The organism is Chryseobacterium sp. Mn2064, assembly GCF_049319685.1.
Lineage (GTDB): Bacteria > Bacteroidota > Bacteroidia > Flavobacteriales > Weeksellaceae > Chryseobacterium.
On record NZ_JBMOUE010000001.1, the window covers coordinates 171,769 to 191,238 of the forward strand.

At 36.7% G+C, this 19,470-nt stretch carries 19 protein-coding genes; 10 read left to right on the forward strand and 9 right to left on the reverse strand.

Annotated elements, in window-relative coordinates:
* The 3 genes from ACL9RH_RS00810 (at position 1) to msrB (ending at position 1,917) form a co-directional block, all read left to right on the forward strand.
* Positions 1-270 (forward strand): hypothetical protein, encoded by a 270-nt coding sequence (locus tag ACL9RH_RS00810; protein ID WP_422691424.1) that lies wholly within the window; start codon positions 1-3, stop codon positions 268-270.
* A gap of 79 nt (positions 271-349) precedes the next feature.
* Complete coding sequence (locus tag ACL9RH_RS00815; RefSeq protein WP_422691425.1) at positions 350-805, forward strand: DUF417 family protein; 456 nt, start codon at positions 350-352, stop codon at positions 803-805.
* 17 nt (positions 806-822) lie between these two features.
* On the forward strand, positions 823-1,917 hold the full coding sequence (gene msrB, locus ACL9RH_RS00820; RefSeq protein WP_422691426.1) for a peptide-methionine (R)-S-oxide reductase MsrB: 1,095 nt from the start codon (positions 823-825) through the stop codon (positions 1,915-1,917).
* Between the two features lie 56 nt (positions 1,918-1,973).
* Here the strand turns inward: msrB and ACL9RH_RS00825 are convergent, their stop codons facing one another.
* The 3 genes from ACL9RH_RS00825 to ACL9RH_RS00835 all read right to left on the reverse strand — a co-directional run bounded on the left by ACL9RH_RS00825 (position 1,974) and on the right by ACL9RH_RS00835 (position 4,475).
* Positions 1,974-2,612 (reverse strand): hypothetical protein, encoded by a 639-nt coding sequence (locus ACL9RH_RS00825; protein WP_422691427.1) that lies wholly within the window; start codon positions 2,610-2,612, stop codon positions 1,974-1,976.
* Between the two features lie 112 nt (positions 2,613-2,724).
* A complete protein-coding gene (locus ACL9RH_RS00830) occupies positions 2,725-3,570 on the reverse strand; it encodes an ABC transporter permease (protein WP_422691428.1) in 846 nt (281 codons plus the stop codon).
* Between the two features lie 2 nt (positions 3,571-3,572).
* Complete coding sequence (locus ACL9RH_RS00835) at positions 3,573-4,475, reverse strand: ABC transporter ATP-binding protein (RefSeq protein WP_422691429.1); 903 nt, start codon at positions 4,473-4,475, stop codon at positions 3,573-3,575.
* A gap of 116 nt (positions 4,476-4,591) precedes the next feature.
* Between ACL9RH_RS00835 and ACL9RH_RS00840 the strand changes: the two genes are divergently transcribed.
* The 5 genes from ACL9RH_RS00840 (at position 4,592) to ACL9RH_RS00860 (ending at position 9,620) form a co-directional block, all read left to right on the forward strand.
* Positions 4,592-5,950, forward strand: coding sequence for an AAA family ATPase (locus ACL9RH_RS00840; protein WP_422691430.1), 1,359 nt, complete (start codon positions 4,592-4,594; stop codon positions 5,948-5,950).
* A 29-nt stretch (positions 5,951-5,979) separates the two neighbouring features.
* Positions 5,980-7,086: an NAD(P)/FAD-dependent oxidoreductase gene (locus ACL9RH_RS00845; protein WP_422691431.1), complete on the forward strand. Its 1,107-nt coding sequence runs from the start codon at positions 5,980-5,982 to the stop codon at positions 7,084-7,086.
* Between the two features lie 14 nt (positions 7,087-7,100).
* Positions 7,101-7,583, forward strand: a complete 483-nt coding sequence (locus ACL9RH_RS00850) for a hypothetical protein (RefSeq protein WP_422691432.1) — start codon at positions 7,101-7,103, stop codon at positions 7,581-7,583.
* Between the two features lie 143 nt (positions 7,584-7,726).
* Positions 7,727-8,839 carry a peptide chain release factor 2 gene (gene prfB, locus ACL9RH_RS00855; RefSeq protein WP_422692643.1) on the forward strand — a complete coding sequence of 371 codons (1,113 nt, stop codon included), beginning with the start codon at positions 7,727-7,729 and terminating at the stop codon, positions 8,837-8,839.
* 85 nt (positions 8,840-8,924) lie between these two features.
* A complete protein-coding gene (locus tag ACL9RH_RS00860; protein WP_422691433.1) occupies positions 8,925-9,620 on the forward strand; it encodes a DedA family protein in 696 nt (231 codons plus the stop codon).
* A gap of 114 nt (positions 9,621-9,734) precedes the next feature.
* Here the strand turns inward: ACL9RH_RS00860 and ACL9RH_RS00865 are convergent, their stop codons facing one another.
* Positions 9,735-10,604: an alpha/beta hydrolase gene (locus ACL9RH_RS00865; protein ID WP_422691434.1), complete on the reverse strand. Its 870-nt coding sequence runs from the start codon at positions 10,602-10,604 to the stop codon at positions 9,735-9,737.
* 132 nt (positions 10,605-10,736) lie between these two features.
* Here ACL9RH_RS00865 and ACL9RH_RS00870 point away from each other — a divergent pair, with 132 nt between their 5' ends.
* Positions 10,737-11,618, forward strand: coding sequence for a DUF808 domain-containing protein (locus ACL9RH_RS00870; protein WP_422691435.1), 882 nt, complete (start codon positions 10,737-10,739; stop codon positions 11,616-11,618).
* A 250-nt stretch (positions 11,619-11,868) separates the two neighbouring features.
* Here ACL9RH_RS00870 and dnaJ read toward each other — a convergent pair whose 3' ends face one another.
* The 5 genes from dnaJ to proS all read right to left on the reverse strand — a co-directional run bounded on the left by dnaJ (position 11,869) and on the right by proS (position 18,176).
* Positions 11,869-12,984, reverse strand: coding sequence for a molecular chaperone DnaJ (gene dnaJ, locus ACL9RH_RS00875; protein WP_422691436.1), 1,116 nt, complete (start codon positions 12,982-12,984; stop codon positions 11,869-11,871).
* 101 nt (positions 12,985-13,085) lie between these two features.
* Complete coding sequence (locus ACL9RH_RS00880) at positions 13,086-13,622, reverse strand: nucleotide exchange factor GrpE (protein ID WP_422691437.1); 537 nt, start codon at positions 13,620-13,622, stop codon at positions 13,086-13,088.
* A 197-nt stretch (positions 13,623-13,819) separates the two neighbouring features.
* Positions 13,820-15,154, reverse strand: coding sequence for an Nramp family divalent metal transporter (locus tag ACL9RH_RS00885; RefSeq protein WP_422691438.1), 1,335 nt, complete (start codon positions 15,152-15,154; stop codon positions 13,820-13,822).
* A 113-nt stretch (positions 15,155-15,267) separates the two neighbouring features.
* Positions 15,268-16,584 (reverse strand): DUF937 domain-containing protein, encoded by a 1,317-nt coding sequence (locus tag ACL9RH_RS00890; RefSeq protein WP_422691439.1) that lies wholly within the window; start codon positions 16,582-16,584, stop codon positions 15,268-15,270.
* Between the two features lie 116 nt (positions 16,585-16,700).
* Entirely contained in the window at positions 16,701-18,176 is a 1,476-nt protein-coding gene (proS, locus tag ACL9RH_RS00895; protein ID WP_422691440.1) for a proline--tRNA ligase, read from the reverse strand.
* A 144-nt stretch (positions 18,177-18,320) separates the two neighbouring features.
* Here proS and ACL9RH_RS00900 point away from each other — a divergent pair, with 144 nt between their 5' ends.
* Complete coding sequence (locus ACL9RH_RS00900) at positions 18,321-19,439, forward strand: prolyl-tRNA synthetase (protein ID WP_422691441.1); 1,119 nt, start codon at positions 18,321-18,323, stop codon at positions 19,437-19,439.
* The last annotated feature ends 31 nt before the right edge of the window (positions 19,440-19,470 follow it).

The following is a 19,470-nucleotide window of genomic DNA, read 5'->3' on the forward strand; positions in this document are numbered from 1 at the left end:
ATGATTAGAAAAATTCTCCATATATTATTTTTACCATGCAGTGAAGCTACTCTGCTCATGGAAAAAAAGAATGCCCAATCTATTTCTGCCCGGGAAAACAGAAAGCTTACGATGCACCTGATGATCTGTAAATGGTGTAAGATGTACAATGAAAAACTAAAAGTTCTGGATAAGATTTTCAAAAAAACATTTTCAGAAAAAGAAAAAGAAATAAATGACTCTGAAATTCAGGATTTTAAAAATAAAATGATCGATAAATTAAATTTTTAAAAAATTTTTGTCAGGATTTTGAAATGGCTCCGACTATACTTCTGAAAACAGCAAAGTATTCATTCAAAATCTTAAAAATATGGTCGGATCAACAACAAAATTCAGAAACAATCAATTAATAAGCAGATTAGGATATTATATTTCGCTTTTCGGGGCGGCACTTATATTACTCTGGATCGGAATTTTCAAATTCACTCCTACAGAAGCTGCTGGAATAAAACCATTGGTGGAAAACCATTTCTTAACCTTTTTCGTATATAAAATTATGAGCGTTCAGGCAGTGTCAAATCTTATCGGAACGATAGAAATTATCATTGCTTTACTCCTCATATTTAGTGCGAAATTTGCTGTATTAAAAAAATATGCAGGAGCAGGAATGATAGCCACTTTTCTGTTAACGATCAGTTACTTGTTTACTACACCGGGAACATGGAAAATAGTAGATGGAGTACCGGTAACAGATTTCTTTATTATAAAAGATCTCATGTTGTTAGGATTTGGATGTATGCTGTTTCAAAATAATACTAATGAATAATGAATAAAAAGGATAAAATGAAAAATATATTAATTGTACTCGGAATCATTCTGGGTATCGCAGTATTTGCTGCAGGATCAGGGGTTTTCAAAAAAAACAAACCCAATAATGTAGCGGAAGTAAAAAAAGATGACGTTATGGATAATAAAAACAGCAAAGAAATTTATTTTGCAGGAGGTTGTTTCTGGGGAACAGAACATTTTTTTCAACAGATCAGAGGAGTGGTAGGAACCGAAGTGGGATATGCCAATGGAAATACTCAAAATCCAACCTATGAAGAAGTGGTGAGTCATACAACCGGGTTTGCAGAAACCGTTAAAGTAAAATATGATCCCGATCAGGTAGATCTTAAACTGCTGATAGACCTCTATTTTAAAACAATTGATCCAACCAGCAAAGATCAACAAGGAAATGACAGAGGAAACCAGTACAGAACAGGAATCTATTTCACCAATAAAACGGATGAAGCTGTCGTAAAAGATGAAGTTCAGAAATTAGCAAAAAACTACAGTAAACCATTACTTGTTGAAACTATACCTTTGAAAAACTTCTATAAAGCAGAAGATTATCATCAGGATTATCTTGATAAAAACCCAGGAGGATACTGTCATATTGAACCAGGTCTTTTTGAAATGGCTAAAAAAGCCAATCCTTTTCCAAAACCCGCCTATCATAAACAGGATAAAAAGGTGTTAAAAGAAAAACTGACTGCAGAACAATACAATGTAACTCAGGAAAATGGTACTGAAAGAGCCTTCCAAAACGAATACTGGAACGAGACCAGAGAAGGAATTTATGTGGATATTACAACAGGTGAACCTTTATTCGTCTCTACAGATAAATTTGAATCCGGCTGTGGATGGCCAAGTTTCTCAAAACCAATTACAAAAGGCTTAATTGATGAGAAAATGGACCGCACTCACGGAATGGATCGAGTAGAAGTAAGAAGCAAAACGGGTGACGCTCACTTAGGACACGTTTTCACAGACGGTCCTGCAGATAAAGGAGGTCTCCGCTACTGTATCAACAGTGCTTCTCTGAAGTTTATTCCTAAGGCTGAAATGGCAGGTAAAGGATATGAAAAATACCTTCCGTTGTTAGATAAAAAATAAAAAGACACTTTTTGGTGTCTAATTATAAAAAGCTGTTCTATTTAGGACAGCTTTTTCTATATCAGTCTTTTTCTGCTGATCTGAAAATTTTCTTTGATGCTGAACATAGATATATTCACAAAGAGCAGAAAACCAAACAAGATATAAAAAGACTGTTGCGGAATGTGATTGATAAAACTATCTGGTCTGATTAAATTCAGGGTTTGTTTTTCTTTGTAATCTGATGGACCACCCACTGTACCACCACAAGTAGGATGGATTTCTTTTTCAGGAGCTCTATATTCATGAAGGGCAAAGAAATGTCCCGTTTTCTCCATATCTACAGTATACATTTCCTGATTAGAAAGCTTCATTACATCCATAAGAGCAATAAAATCCTGATAAGTATTTTGATCCCCAATTATAAACTCGATTCCTGATTCTTTTACGTTTTTTGTCTGTAATTTTTTAAGCTCTGAAATATAAAATTCCTGATTTTGAAGAGCAGTATTAGGATGTACTGTAATCTTTTTATAATCCCAGTTTCTAAAAGGTTCAAAAGTATTTAGTAAAGGCTTTTCTGGTCGCTCTTTAGCAGGAAGCCCAAGATCCATAAACATATATTGCGGATGAACTCTTTGATTTCCATAATACCAGAACAGAATTGGAATTATAACTGCACTAATAAGTCCCGGAAAGTAGTATATTTTTTTCATTGCTAGTATTTTTCTGTTGAATGAAAATTTTAAGCCAAAAAAAGTGGCCCGAAACGAACCACTTTACAATATTATTTAAATTTTGAAATTCTTTACTCTTTCATTAAAAATTCTACCAATCCCTTTTTTTCAAAATCCAGTAGGATCCGAAAATGAAAATAACAGACCATACCAAACAGGCAATAAGACTTTCCGTAGGGTAGTGAAACTCATATTTTACGCCCATCATTTTAGCCATATTCAGTCTCATCATGGGATTAGGAATAAGATTAGACATACTTCCCAGCGGTAAAAGATGGGTAAAGAAAAAATCGTTCTGAATGATTTCATTTCTTTGTGCTCCCTGTATTCCTGCTACTCTTGAATAAACTTCAATAGCTGTTAAAACGCCCTCACCAATCCAGAAAACGAATAGGGCAAGAAATACAAATACCGATTTTCTCAATAGAATAGAAAGAAACATGAGAAAAGAGAAGAAGGTAAATAGTTTTACAAGATAATTCCCAATGAAGAAAATCTCGGCAAAAACTTTTGTAGATTCCTTTGTATTAGAGTATTTATAGCCTAAAAATATGGTTATAACAAATACGATAATAGTTGAAACAATGGTGAAAATACTTATGGTAAGCAACTTGGAAGTAATAAATTCTTCTCTGCTCAGTCCGTCGATCGTATTTTGCTTGAACATCCTGTTACTGAATTCTTGTGAAATAGAAAAAACAATAATTAAACCCAGGAAAATTTTCAGTAAAGCCACAATCCATGTAGTGAAATTCCAGATTTCAGGAAAATTATAAATTCCCTGTTCTTTCAGGTTAACCGTTCCTCCAAAAAGATCAAAATCCACTAAACCAACGAAAAGAAGCGCAATAAGAATGGCAAAATAAAGGATTGTAAAAATCTTGAATGGTCTGTAGTTCAGATTTTTATAATATTCGAGTTTTAATAATTTTATCATGATTAATTTGTGTTTTTTACAAGTTCAAGGAATTGAGATTCAAGAGAAAGCTTTTTCTTGGTTAAATGGGACAAGAAAACTCCTTTTTCAGCCAGCTTCTGATTCAGGGCTGAAGCCGAAATAGAAGCATCATCACGAATCTTAGCTTTAATAAGCTCCCCATCCTGATTGATGGAGGTAAACCACTGAAGCTCATTCAGAATACCTACAAGCAAAGTATTGTTATCTGCTTTAAGTTCAAAATAACCATTATTAGACGTCATTTCATCTACTCTTCCACAATAGATGGAATTTCCTTCTTTCAGTACAATCACATGGCTGCAGATTTTCTCAATTTCATCCAGAAGGTGGCTTGCTATGATAATCGTAATGCCTTGCTGTGCAATATTGTTGATGATTTCTCTGATCTGAATAATTCCTTCAGGATCAAGTCCGTTGGTAGGCTCATCCAAAATGAGAACTTCCGGGTTGTTCAGCATGGCAGAAGCAATAGCGAGACGCTGTTTCATTCCTAAAGAAAAGGTTTTGAAAGTATCTTTTCTTCTTTCATATAAATTAACGATTTTCAGAACTTCTTCAATTCGGGAGTAGGATGCTCCTTTGATTTCAGCAACGATTTTAAGATTCGTCTCTGCACTTAAATATGGGTAAAAGTTAGGCTGCTCGATAATGGCTCCGATTCTTTTTAATGTTTCAGAGTCTGTTCCTTTTTTACCGAACCAGAACCAGTCTCCGCTGGTAGGATTAATAGTGGAAAGAAGCATTCCAAAGGTGGTAGATTTTCCACTTCCATTAGGACCGAGAAGTCCGTATACATTTCCTTTTTCTACATCAAAAGAAATATTGTTCACCACAACTCTTTTGAATTTTTTTGTCAGATTTTTTACTGATAAAATTTTTTCCATGTAATTTGTTTTACATAGTAGTAGTCTATATAAATTATAAAATGTTACAGAATTATCATAAATCAATTTAGATTTCTCTATAAATAGATTAAATTTGATAGAATTAATCAAAAGTTATGAAATTAATTGAACTCGCAGAAGAATTGAATGTTTCTGCAGAAGCCATAAAACAGTTTATCCAGGATTTCGATCTTGAATTGGTAGACTGTATCAGCACCAACTTTGATGTAAAGGAGGATTTTGAAAAATTTGCCCGTGAAAATGTAGACTTTTTAAGACTCTATGAAAAAGATCTGGATAAAAATAAAACCCTTGAGCAAATTGCTGAAGTCATCAACCAACCCAAAGACAAAGTAGAAAAAGCGATTAAAGACAACAATCTTAATATTTTTGATAACGGTTTTTTCAAATCGTCCATTTCAAGTTATGGTATTGATAACAAACTGGGCGGGAATTATAAATTTGTATATGATTACTTTGGACATCAGACCAGCTTACAAAAAAGAGATTTTATAGGGTATAGAGACCTGTTCTTCTATACATCAGCCGTATTGGAGCCTTTCTTAAATCCTCAACAAATTAAAGATTGGGGAATCAACAAACCTGCAGGAATTATTCTGTATGGTCCTCCCGGAAGCGGAAAGATCTTCTGGGCCAATAAAATTGCTGAGATTATAGGATATCAGTTTAAAGAGGTTAAAAAACATTATCTGGGAACATCTTTGATCGATGGAAACGAAATCAATTTCAGCGATTTTCTCCTGAACATGATGAAAGAAAATAAAATGTTGCTTTTCCTTGATGATTTTGATGAGATTATGATGCAGAGAAAAGCAGAAAACGATGTGGCTTCCTGCAATCTTGAAGCTCAGGAACTCATCCTTCATTATATAAGCAAATTTGGTAAAGAAGAAGTCTTGATGGTAGGTTCTGCCAATTCCGTTTCAGAGATCGATGAAGAAATTCTGGCTCCCGGAAGATTTGATGTCATGATTCCTATTTTCCCACCGAATGCGTCAGAGCGATCAGAAATCATTTTATATGGCATGACGAGAGGACTCGAAGAAGATTCTCTTCTCTACAAAATACTCAAGAACAACAAAGCTGATAAAGTTCCGTTCTGGCACGAAATCGCTTCCAAAATGAAAGCTTTCAGTAACACGATGCTGATAGACTTTACCCAAAGCCTGAAAAAACGAATCAAGAATCTCTACCAGAGAACAAGAAACGAAAAACTCAAGATTGATCAAAATATTCTGAATGCTGCATTAAGAGATTCTGCCGGAAAACTTACCGAAGAATATCTTGATCAGGTAGCCCGTTTCCTGGCAGACGTCATTATTAATAACTTTGATGAATTCCGTTTCAGAATCCAGGCCTTGAAAAATGAACTCGAAACCTATAAAATTGTAGAAGAACCAAGAAGAGCCATTGGTTTTCATCATAACGGAGAGAAAGAAGAAGAAAACGGCTAAACTTATTTTTTACTTATCAATCATTACCAATGATCAGTATCTGGGAATCTGAAACTTTTTACAGGAAGAGAAATATTATCATCATTGGAGCAGGGTTTTCCGGGCTTTGGTCGGCTATTGCTATTAAAGAACAATATCCGGAAAAATCTGTTCTGGTAATCGAACGAAATTCTGTTCCATTAGGTGCTTCAACGAGAAACGCCGGTTTTGCCTGTTTTGGAAGTCTTACGGAAGTGATTGCCGATGCTCAGAAAATGGGTTGGGAGAAAACCTTGGATCTTGTTAGAATGCGGTTTGAAGGTCTTCAGAAGATCAGACATTATTTTAAAAGTAATGAGATAGACTTTGAACTCAACGGAGGATATGAAATTGTCAATAATGAAGAACCATTATCAAAAATAGATCTCGTTAATGAAAAGTTGAGGTCAATTACCGGATTTGAAAAAACCTACAGTCTTAAGCAGGAAAAAATACAGGAATTTGGATTGGGAAAATCTAATTTTTTGATTGAAAATCCTTGTGAAGGAAGCTTACACTCAGGAAAACTTTTGCAAAAGCTTTTAGAAAAGTGTAATGATTTGAAAGTAGAATTTTTATTCGGTGCAGAAGTTGAAAATATTGAAGAAAAAGACAACGAGGTCCTAGTTGATCTTTCAACGGAAATTTCTGTAAAAGCAGAGCAGGTTCTTCACTGTACCAATGCTTTCAGTTCAAAGTTTCTCGAAAAAGAAGAAATTATTCCTGCCCGCGGACAAATTCTGCTAACCGAACCCATAGAAGGACTCAAACTTAAAGGAACTTTCCATTATGATGAAGGCTTTTACTATTTCCGAAATCTTGGAAACAGAATTTTATTAGGAGGAGGGAGGAATCAGGATTTTAAAACAGAAGAAACCACGGTTTTGGAAACTACAGTATTTTTGCAGAATCATCTGGAGCATTTCTTAAAAGAAGTGATACTCCCGGATCAGGATTTTAAGGTTGCTCTTCGCTGGTCGGGTATTATGGCGATGGGAAGTGAAAAAACACCTGTTGTGAAGAAACTTTCAGAAAGACAGTTTTGTGCGGTAAGGCTTTCTGGAATGGGAGTGGCTCTTGCTCCGAAGATAGGTGAGATCGTAAGAGATCTAATATAAAAAAATACTGAAATATGAAATATCTGCCTTTTGAACATATCATTTACAGAACAGATTTACCAGAGCAGGAAGTGATGCAACGACTTTCTGATCATGTGCAACCCAAAAAATGGGGGTTCAGAGATAACCAGCCAAAAGATTATGAAGGCTTTGTTGACGGAAACCGCTTTGAAATAAATAGAATTATAGAAAATAGAAACTCTTTTCTTCCCCAGATAAATGGTATTGTTCAGAACAAGAATAATAAAACAGAAGTCGAGGTAACGATGAGGCTGCAGGGACCAGTATTAGGGTTTTTAGTCGTTTTTTGTGGATTTGCAATATGTTTTTTCTTGGTAGTAATGACCACAGAGAAAAAACCTCATATCACTTTTTTCATGCCTTTATTCATGTTATTGTTTATTTATGTATTATCAATGGCGGGTTTCAAATGGGAAAGTAGAAAATCAAAAGCATATTTGAAAGAACGTTTTGAAGCAGAAATCATTAAAGAGTAAACATTCATTATACAAATAATAATATTTATTAATTTATTGAAAGTATTACCTGATGTGATAATGAAGAAAAACTATGTTTTCAACTCCAAACTTTCGCCTTTACACTCCAAAAGAATTCCTTATTTTTGCAAAAAGAGACAATCGTGATCAACAACGACCAGATAAAAGAAGTTCAATCCAGAATTGAAGATTTACACAGATACCTTCAGATTGACAAAAAGAAGATTGAAATTGCCAATGATGATGAAAAAACCGCTGCTCCTGAATTTTGGGACAATCCTAAAACAGCAGAAGCATTTCTAAAGCAGCTTCGTTCCAAGAAAAAATGGGTGGAAGGCTATGATGAAATTCAGACCCAGTTTGAAGATATGCAGGTTTTGGCTGATTTTGCTAAAGAAGATCCGGATTCCGAAAAAGAGCTGGATGAAACCTTCCCACAATTGGTAGAAAAAATTGAAGACCTTGAATTTAAAAATATGCTTTCCAATGAAGGAGACGAACTTTCAGCCGTTCTTCAGATTACAGCCGGAGCCGGAGGAACAGAAAGTTGTGACTGGGCTTCTATGTTGATGAGAATGTATACCATGTGGGCAGAAAAGCAAGGCTATAAAATCCGCGAACTGAACTTCCAGGAAGGTGATGTTGCCGGTGTGAAAACCGTTACCCTTGAAATTGAAGGTGAATTTGCTTTTGGATATTTAAGAGGCGAGAATGGAGTACACCGTTTGGTAAGAATTTCACCATTTGACAGTAATGCAAAACGTCATACAAGCTTTGTATCCGTATATGTGTATCCTTTGGTAGATGATACCATTGAAATCAATATCAATCCTGCCGATATCAGTTTTGAAACCATGAGAGCTTCCGGAGCTGGAGGACAGAACGTAAACAAAGTGGAAACCGCTGTTCGTCTTCGCCACGCACCCACCGGAATTATCATTGAAAACTCCGAGTCCCGTTCTCAGCTTCAGAATAAAGAAAAAGCCATGCAGCTCCTTCGTTCAAGATTGTATGAAATGGAATTGGAAGAACGTATGAAAGCCAGAAACGAAATTGAGGCCAACAAAATGAAGATCGAATGGGGAAGCCAGATCAGAAACTATGTGATGCACCCGTACAAATTGGTGAAAGATGTACGTTCAGGTCACGAAACTTCAGATGTGGATGCTGTAATGAACGGAAATATCACTCCATTCCTGAAAGCTTTCCTAATGGCCGATGGGACCGCAGTTTCCGACGATGATCTTAACCTGTAAAATATCACATGAATTTTAGTTAAAATCTTATAATTAATTTTTGTTTAAGACATTTTAGAACTACTTTTGTTGTTCATCGATATTTATGGAAGATTTCAATAGCTGGAAGGATTTATTAAACCCTGAGTTTTATATTAAAATGGGAGGGTTTTGGCTTATTTTATTTATTGTTTTTGCTGAAACAGGTCTTTTTGTAGGATTTTTCCTCCCTGGAGACTCATTACTTTTCGTTTCAGGAATTTATGCCGTTGAAATCATCAAAGAGACTTTTGGCTCAACAGGAAGCGATTTTATGGATACCACGCTATTGGCTTCCGGAGTTGCCCTTGCAGCCATTATAGGAAATGAAGTAGGATATTATTTCGGTAGAAAAGCTGGACCTGCTTTATATAAAAGACCAGATTCAATGCTTTTTAAAAAGAAATATCTTTATCAGGCACACGATTTCTTTGAAAAGCACGGTGCGCTGGCTATTATTATGGCTAGATTCCTGCCGGTGGTGAGAACTTTTACTCCCATTGTTGCCGGAATTGTGAAGATGGATAAAAAAGAGTTCCTGAGAGATAATGTTATCGGAGCCGTATTGTGGTCATTTATTTTGATCTTTGCCGGACATTACCTTGATAAATTATTTATGGAGCAGTTTGGAATCAATCTGAAAGAAAAGCTGGAATATATCATCATTGTTATCGTTCTTGTAACAACACTTCCGGTTATCTTTAAATTTGCTTTCGGAAAAAAAGAGGATTTCTCTAAATATGAAGATAAAGACTTTGAATAAAAGTACTACTAATAATATAAAAAAAGCTGTTTCAATCCTGAAACAGCTTTTTTTGCTTTAAATACTTCTTTTTTCTAAGTTAATGAATTGATAATATTCTTATGCTTTAAAGAATTATTTTCTGATCCATTCCAAAATGTTTGGATAAATGATACTATCCCTTTTCCTTTTACTGAAAAACCTTGGAACATGGCCTGTTCTTTTCATGAAGATTAATTTGTGGGGAACATTCATTCGGGTAAGTGCAGAATCCATCGCTAGTCCCTGATGCTGATTGACGAGAATATCATTATTTCCCTGAAACAAAAGGGTAGGCACATTGGTAATATTGGCAATGGGGCTTGCTTTTTTAAAAGCTTCAGAGATATTTTTACGCTCAAATTTGGTTCCCACTACTTTTTGGAAAGTAGGAGAGGTGTATTGGGAATAAAATGAATGAAGATATTCCGGGCTGTAAAAATCTGTAGGACCGCTTAAAGAAATGATCTTCCTGATCTGGTCAGGGTTTTTGTATCCATAAAGTAAAGCAAGATGTCCGCCGGCACTTTCTCCCAGAATAACATAGTTGTTGGGTTGAAGTTCTGCTTTTTCCGCTAGAGTATTAAATTTATCAATAGCAGCGCTAATATCTTCCAGTTGCTGTTTGTAGGTTATTTTCTTTTTTTTAGAAACCAGACGATAATTCATATTGATGCTTGGAATTTTATTCTCAAAAAGCATTTTTTGAACCTGAATCATATGTTCCTTTCTTCCCATCGTCCATGCTCCACCATGTACAATAAGCACGACAGGGGAGTCTTGAGGATAATCTTTAGGGAGAAAGATATCCATTTTCTGTCTTTTATGTTCTCCGTATTGTAAGTTGTAGATCTTTTGTTGTCCTCCAGGACCTACCCAAACTCTGAATTTTGTATTACAGGACTGCAAAAGGAAACCGATGCATCCCATAATGAAAAAATGATACCGGAGAACGAGCTTTTTCATACATCAAAGGTAGTGAAAATAACAGATTTTTAATTTCATGTACTATAAAATTATTATTTTGTAAACTATGGAAAAATAGAATTAAATATTTATTTTTGCTGAACTTAACAAATATTAAAAAAAAATTAAAATATGGCATCAGGCTTTTTTGCAATTTTAGACGATATTGCAGCATTGATGGACGATGTAGCGGTAACCAGTAAAATTGCAACCCAGAAAACTGCAGGTATTTTGGGTGATGATCTGGCAGTAAATGCAGAGAAAGCGACAGGCTTTATCTCTTCCAGAGAACTTCCTGTTTTATGGGCAATTACCAAAGGTTCATTTATTAATAAGCTTATCATTCTGCCTATTGCTTTTCTTCTCAATTGGCTTTATAAACCAGCTATTGAAATTATTCTCATTCTTGGAGGGCTTTATCTCGCTTTTGAAGGAGTTGAAAAAATTATAGAATTTCTGTTTCACCGTTCTCATAAAGGGGAGGAAACAGTTGCCGAGAATGTGGTAGAGGAAAGCGCAGAAGTTTCTGAAAAAGCGAAAATCAACTCAGCCATCAGAACAGACTTTATACTTTCTATTGAGATTGTAATTATTGCACTGGGAACGGTTATTCAACAAGAGCATCCGCTGATTACCCAGATTGTTACAGTAACTTTTGTGTCATTTTTGGCTACAGTAGGAGTTTATGGAATCGTTGCGCTGATTGTGAGAATGGATGATGCAGGTTTTTCACTGATTAAAAAAAGCCATGATAAAGGATTTTTTTCTAAGCTTGGTCATCTTTTGGTAAAGGCTTTACCGGTGATCATTAAGCTTTTAGGAGTGGTGGGAACTATCGCTTTGATTCTGGTATCAGGAGGGATTTTCGCTCATAATATTCATTATCTGCATGAGCTGTTTCCAACCTGGCCGGATATTTTAAAAGAATTTACTTTTGGAATTGTAGGAGGATTAGCAACAGTAGCTGTATTTACTATAGGAAAAGCCATCTATTCTTTGGCCACAAAAAAATAAAACAGAATTAAATTTAAATAACCGAAAATCCTGTATTCGAGAGAGTACAGGATTTTTTTTGATTCATTGGAAAACTATCCTTGCTGATTATTCGTCAGCTTAGTAAAAATCAATGAAATTGATGATGTCCCCTCAGCTTTCTTATCATATAAAAGAAAGGATGATCCTTTGCGTTAAAATGATATTTTTGGTATAGATTCTCGTAAATTAGAACAAAAAAAAGAGACCTTAAAGGCCTCTTTTGTATATATTAGTTGAATAAGTCTTTCACTTTATCAAAGAATGTTTTTTCCTTTCCGGATGGTTCTGCAACCATTTCTCCGCTGGACATCTGCTTTTCAAAGAAGTCTTTCTGTTCTTTAGTAAGCTTTTGAGGAGTCCATACATTGATGTGGATGAACATATCTCCTTTTCCATAGCTATCGATGCTAGGAAGTCCTTTTCCTGCCAGTCTCAAGATTTTTCCGGATTGTGTTCCAGGGTCAACAGTGATTTTTACTTTTCCGCCTACGGTAGGAATTTCTTTTTTGGTTCCTAATGCTGCTTCTGCAAAAGAAACATACAATTCCTGGTGAAGATTATCGCCTTCTCTTTTAATGGTTTGATCAACTTCTTCTTCAATGATCACCAATAGATCACCTGGAGTTCCACCAAAAGGAGCATCATTTCCTTTTCCTCTTACATTAAGCTGAATACCGTCTCTAGCTCCTGCAGGGATGTTGATGGTAATTTCTTCTTCATCTTTCACAAGACCTTGTGCATTGGCTCCCGCTGGAATTTTATCAGCAACCTTTCCGATTCCCTGGCAAGTACCGCAAGTTGTCTGAGTCTGCATTTGACCAAACATTGTGTTCATTACTTTAAGCTGAACACCGGAACCGTTACAGGTAGGACAGGTTTTTGAAGTGGCACCTTCTGCCATCTTCATTTTTTTTACTTTGATGGTTTTATGAGTTCCGTTTACCATTTCCTCAAGGTTCAGCTTGATTCTGATTCGTAAATTAGAACCTTTCACCTGCTGACGGCCACCGCCGCCACCGAATCCTCCGAAACCACCACCGAAAATATCTCCAAACTGACTGAAAATATCCTCCATGTTCATTCCTCCACCGAAGCCGCCGCCACCGAAACCTCCGTTTCCGCTCATTCCGGCATGACCGAACTGATCGTATCTGGCACGTTTCTGATCGTCGCTTAATACCTCATAGGCTTCAGCTGCTTCTTTAAATTTTTCTTCAGCCTCCTTATCTCCCGGATTTTTATCAGGGTGAAATTTGATGGCCATTTTACGGTATGCTTTTTTTATTTCGTCGGCCGATGCAGATTTGCTGATCTCAAGAACCTCGTAATAATCTCTTTTTGACATGACAATTGAATAATTGATTGTTGATAAATGATAAAAGATATTTTAAAGTTAATAAGTGAGATAATCATCTATTATCACTCATCATTTATCATTTATAAATTTTAGTTTCCTGTTACTACTTTTGCAAAACGGATCACTTTATCGCCTAAAGTGTAACCTGTTTCGATAACGTCTACGATTTTTCCTTTTAAATCTTCCGATGGAGCAGGAATTTGGGTAATAGCTTCATGGAAGTCTACATTGAAGCTGTCACCAGCTTTTACTTCCATCGTTTGTAAGCCTTTTTCAGTAAGTTTGCTTTTGAATTTCTGATAGATAAGTTCTACACCCTGAAGATCAGCTGGATTTCCGTTTTTAGCGATTTCCTTTAAAGCTCTTTCGAAATCATCCAAAACGCCAAGCATAGAAACCATCATTTCCTGGTTAGCATATTGGAAGAATTCCATCTTCTCTTTAGTAGTTCTTTTTTTATAGTTTTCGAATTCAGCATATAATCTGATGTAACGGTCTTTCTCTTCTGCCAAAAGTTCCTCTGGAGAAGGAGTAGCTGTCACATTGTCCTGAGCCGCTGTTTCGTTCTGAACATTGTTTTCTTCCTGATTATTGATGCTTTCTTCGTTAATATCCTGGTTTTCCATAATTCAATATTTATTTACATGAATGTTTCGCAAAGAACCTGCCAAAGGAAAAAATAAGACATTTAGGCAGAAAAATGATAAGCGCTAAAAAGATCATGGATGGTGAAAAATATATCATCTGATCAAAACAAAATTGGCTATTGAATATCTGTTTTAAAGAAAATCCAATAGCCAATTTGAAACTATAGTTGTATTTTTTATTGTCCTGTAAACGTTTGATACAATAAATATAAATTTAGAATAATAATGATAATTGAAATGATCCAGACGCAGATTTTCATAAGAGGTTTATTGGCAAATTCTCCCATTTTGGCTTTGTCATTGGTAAACATCACCAAAGGAACCACAGCAAAACTTAATTGCATAGATAATATTACCTGGCTTAACACCAACAATTCGGTTGTTCCTTGTTCTCCGTAAAGAATAGCTACAATTAGTGCCGGAATAACAGCAATAAGTCTTGTGATAAGTCTTCTCAGCCAAGGTTTCAATCTGATATTAAGAAAACCTTCCATTACAATTTGCCCTGCCAATGTACCGGTCAGTGTTGAATTTTGTCCGGAAGCTAATAAGGCGATAGCAAATGCAATACTGGCCATGGAAGCTCCCAGGATAGGTGTCAACATTTTATAAGCATCGTGAATATCTGCAATGTGCTCATTTCCTGTAGTATGGAAGGTTGCTGCTGCCAGAATAAGTATAGCTGCATTGATGAAAAATGCGAGCATCAGAGATACGGTACTGTCCAGGGTTGCAAATTTTATGGCTTCTTTTTTTCCTTCCGTGTCACGGGTGTAGTCTCTTGTCTGTACAATACTGCTGTGAAGATAGAGGTTATGAGGCATAACGGTTGCCCCCAAAATTCCGATAGCAATGTAAAGCATAGCCGGATTCTGAATAATCTGTTTCTGAGGAATAAGTCCGCTGAATATTTCATTAATAGCAGGTTGAGAAATCACTATTTCATAGACAAAACAAGCCAGAATGATGAAAATAAGTCCTCCTACGATACTTTCAATCCAACGGAAACCTTTTGACTGAAGCAAAAGTATGATGAGAACATCTACTGTTGTAATCACAATACCCCAGGTGAGCGGAATGTGAAATAATAAATTTAAGGCAATGGCAGAACCAATGACCTCGGCGAGATCACAGGCGGCAATGGCTATTTCACAGAATACCCATAGAATAAAATTGGTGGTAGGACTGAAGTGGTCACGGCAAGCTTGTGCAAGATCTCTTTCTGCAACGACTCCGAGTTTTACAGATAAATGCTGTAAAACCATTGCGAAAATATTGGAGATAAGGATTACTGAAAGTAGCGTATATCCAAATTGCGCTCCTCCGGCTATATCTGTTGCCCAGTTTCCAGGGTCCATATATCCCACAGCAATCATTAATCCTGGACCTGCAAAGGCAAGGTATTTTCTCCAAAAGCTTGCTTTTTTAGGGACTTTTACAGAAGAATAAACTTCTGGTAATGAGTGCAGTGTTTTATCTTTTCGCCAGGCGCTTTTTATATTGAAATTCATAAATGTTAGAAATGACTAACAAATTTAATTAAATAAATGTAAACACAAAAATCATAGGATGAAAAAATCCCGGAAATTACGTTCCGGGATCTAATTTTTATTGAGTCTAAAGATTATTTTGCAAATCTTACAGCCATTTTTCTGTCTGCAGCTCTTTCTGCATCAGAAGCTTTAGCATCTACTTTTGCAAATTGACTTCCGTATCCGTCAGCCGCAATTACCTGAGCTCCAACTCCAGCCTTACCTAAAGCAGCTTTAATAAATTCAGCTCTGGCTTTTGATAATTTTACGTTGTTGGCTTCGTTTCCTGTTTTGTCAGTATACCCTCCAATTTTAACTTTTGCTTCAGGGAAAGCTTTAAGGATCGCTACTAAGTTATCAAGCTGCCCTTGTGAACCTGCTTCCAGTTCAGTAGAACTTCCCATTTTAAAGTTTACGTGATCAAAATCGTACCACTTATCTTTCAATGCGGAATCGTCAGCTGCATTTTTGTATCCTCCTGATTTCAGGAATGCAATCATCTGATCTTCCATTCCTCCTTTGTAACCTTTTAACATCACTCCGTTAAGGTCTATGTTTTCGTCAGTTTTTGTTACAGGAGCGGCTGTTCCAGATGTTGTTACTGCGGTATCTGTTTTTGTAGCAGTTGAGTCAGACACGGTAGTTGTGGTAGTAGTCTGTTTTTTCTCACACTGCTTCCAAAGGAAATATCCGGCAGCAATTAATAATAAAAGCGGAAGCAACCATTTCCATATGGAGCCTCCGCCTTGATTGTTATTGTTGTTATTTTCAAATCGTTCTCTTACTTCTCTTGCTCCTTCTGTTACGTTTTCTCTTGCTGTAGCCACTCCTTCTGCAAGGTTGTCTTTAGCAGTAGACGTTACTGAAGAAACCGTTTCTTTTGCCTGGCCAAACCAATTTTCAGCTCCTAATCCGAAGGATGCCAAAGAAAGACCTGCCGGCAATAAAGAAGAGATAATGCCTTTCTGATCATTCAGTAAGCTGGAAATACCTGAAGCACCCAAATTATTGTCTGCTGCATATTTTCCTACAGTACCTACTGTAGCCCCGGTCACCAGGTTTAACAAAGAACCTGCAGAAGTATTGCTGATTCCTGAAAAACTGGCAATGGAATTTACTAATCCGCCTATCTTATCTCCAAAAAGAGATGATAATAAATTGGTAATAATAGGATTGCCAGACGAATCGCCTAATAAATTTCCTAAAATTCCGCTTGATGAGGCTTTCGTAATAGCATCCACAACTCCTGGGTTGTCTGCGTTATTGGCCAATCCACCTACTACTGCAGGTAATAAGCCACCAATTGCTTTAGAAATACCAGATTCGCTTTCTCCAAACTGTGATGCAGCCTGTGAAACCAAAGCGGGACCTAATTGTCCTTTAATTAAATCGATGACATTTAAAGACATAATAAATTTTTTTAGATTAATGTTGAGATAAATTTAAACAAAAATCCGTCCAAATGTCACCTTTTTTTGAATATTTCTTTAAAAATTAACGATTTTTTTTAAAATCATCAAAATTATTAATAAGCTTTTGCGAATAACACACGTCTCTTAGAAGGTTTCCCGGAAATCAGAGAAATTCCTTCTTCTACGTCATCATCTAAAGGAATACATCTGATGGTTGCTTTGGTTTCGTCTTTAATCTGCTCTTCTTCTTCAGCAGTTCCGTCCCAATGTGCATAGATGAAACCTCCTTTTTCTTCTAAAACTTTTTTAAACTCTTCGTAAGTATCTACTTTCGTGATATTGTTCTTTCTGAATTCAAAAGCTTTATTGTAAATATCCTGTTGTATCGTTTTTAATAATTCTTCAATGTAAGTATCCAAACCTTCAATAGAACGTACTTCTTTGGTAAGATTATCTCTTCTTGCAATCTCTACAGATTTGTTTTCAAGATCTCTTGGTCCCATTGCGATTCTTACAGGAACACCTTTCAATTCGTATTCTGCAAATTTCCATCCCGGTTTGTTCTGTGTATCATTGTCAAACTTCACAGAAATACCTTTAGCTCTCAGTTTAGCCTGAATATCCAAAGCCACTTCGCTGATTTGTTCCAGCTGCTCTTCTCCTTTAAAGATCGGAACAATTACAACCTGAATCGGCGCAAGGGTTGGAGGCAATACCAGTCCGAAATCGTCAGAGTGAGTCATAATTAAAGCTCCCATCAAACGGGTTGAAGTTCCCCATGAAGTTGCCCAGGCGTGTTCTATTTTACCTTCTTTATTGGTGAATTTTACATCAAAAGCTTTTGCAAAGTTCTGACCAAGGAAGTGAGAAGTACCTGCCTGAAGGGCTTTACCATCCTGCATTAACGCTTCAATACAGTATGTTTCATCTGCCCCTGCAAATCTTTCTGATGGAGTTTTCAATCCCTGAATGACAGGAATTGCCATAAAGTTTTCTGCAAAATCAGCATATACTTTGTTCATTTTTTCTGCCTCTTCTACAGCTTCATCTTTGGTAGCGTGAGCGGTATGGCCTTCCTGCCATAAGAATTCTGCAGTTCTAAGGAATAAACGGGTTCTCATTTCCCAACGTACAACATTTGCCCATTGGTTGATAAGGATTGGTAAATCTCTGTAAGACTGAATCCAGTTTTTATAAGTGTTCCAGATAATTGCTTCTGATGTAGGACGTACGATAAGCTCTTCTTCCAGTTTTGCATCCGGATCTACAATCAGTTTTGATGGATTGTTGGGATCGGTTTTTAATCTGTAGTGAGTAACAACGGCGCATTCTTTTGCAAAGCCTTCTGCATTTTTTTCCTCAGCCTCAAACAAGCTCTTGGGCACAAAAAGCGGGAAATATGCGTTAACGTGACCTGTTTCTTTGAATTTTTTATCCATTTCATCACGCATTTTCTCCCAGATTGCATAGCCATATGGTTTGATTACCATACATCCGCGCACACCTGAATTTTCAGCTAAGTCAGCTTTTACAACAAGCTCATTATACCATTTGCTGTAATCTTCGCTTCTTGAGGTTAATTTTGCCATTACTTTTTAAAATTTTTTTAACTTTTGTACATTATTGTTATCTAAAAATAAAAATCTATTTTTGATAGATTTTTTTACCAGTATTTTGGTACATTTTTGGTACAGATTGCAAATATAATTTAAATTAAAAATTTTTACGTTATCATGAAAAGAAATATACATAAAAATTTGCTTGGTCTGCTAAGATCCAAAGGGATATTGGCCGTATCGGGCGGATTATTGCTTGTGTCTTGTGGTGCTCAGATGGGAGGGTATAGCGAGACAGATGGGGTTTATTATGACCCTAACAAGGATACGCTACCTGAAGGAGTTATCATTAATGATAGCGGAAACAGAGTAGGAGAATATTATGACTATTATCAGGATTCGAATTTGATTCAAAATGCAGAAACGAATTCCAGAGAACAGCAAAACAAATATAGTGACTGGAGCGGAACCAATACCAATTGGAATTCCAATGCTACTGATTCTGATTGGGGAATGTATGCCGGTTCACAAACCAACTATTATGACAACTCATGGGGATGGGGATCTCCATATGGTTGGGGTGGTTGGTATGGAGGCTATAACCCATATTGGGGATGGAACCGCGGCTGGGGCTGGGGTGCAAGTCTTTCATGGGGTTGGGGCGGATCATTCGGTTGGGGCTGGGGAGGCTCTTTCGGATGGGGTAGCCCATACTGGGGTGGAGGATATTATGATCCATTCTGGGGTGGCTACTACGGAAATCCATACTGGGGCTACGGTTACGGTGGTGGATACTGGGGTGGTGGTTACTACAACAGACCTATCTACAGAAGAAGTGGAGCAACAGGAAGAGGATTTGTTAATCCAGGGGTAGCTAATGCCGTTTACAGAACCAATACAGCTAATTCAGGATTCAGAAATACAACTAGCGGAGGATTTAGAAATTCTACCAATGGTGGTTTCAGAGATGGTACTACCAGTGGAGGATTCAGACAAGGAAACTCTGGAGGATTCAGACAAGATGGCAATTCTGGAGGATTCAGAAATGGTAATTCCGGAGGATTCAGAAATTCACAATCTGGTAATGGCGGATTCCGTAATTCGGCTCCACAGCCAAGACCTGAGTATCAGCAATCTCAACCAAGATACAATAATGGAGGTTTCAGATCTAATGATTCAGGAGGTTTCAGATCCAGTGGAGGCTTTAATTCTGGCGGCGGTGGCTTCAGAGGAGGTTCCGGCGGTGGAGGCGGTGGCTTCAGATCCGGTGGAGGCGGAAGAGGTGGCTTCAGATAATTGTTCAAACTAATAAACTATTTAAAAATAA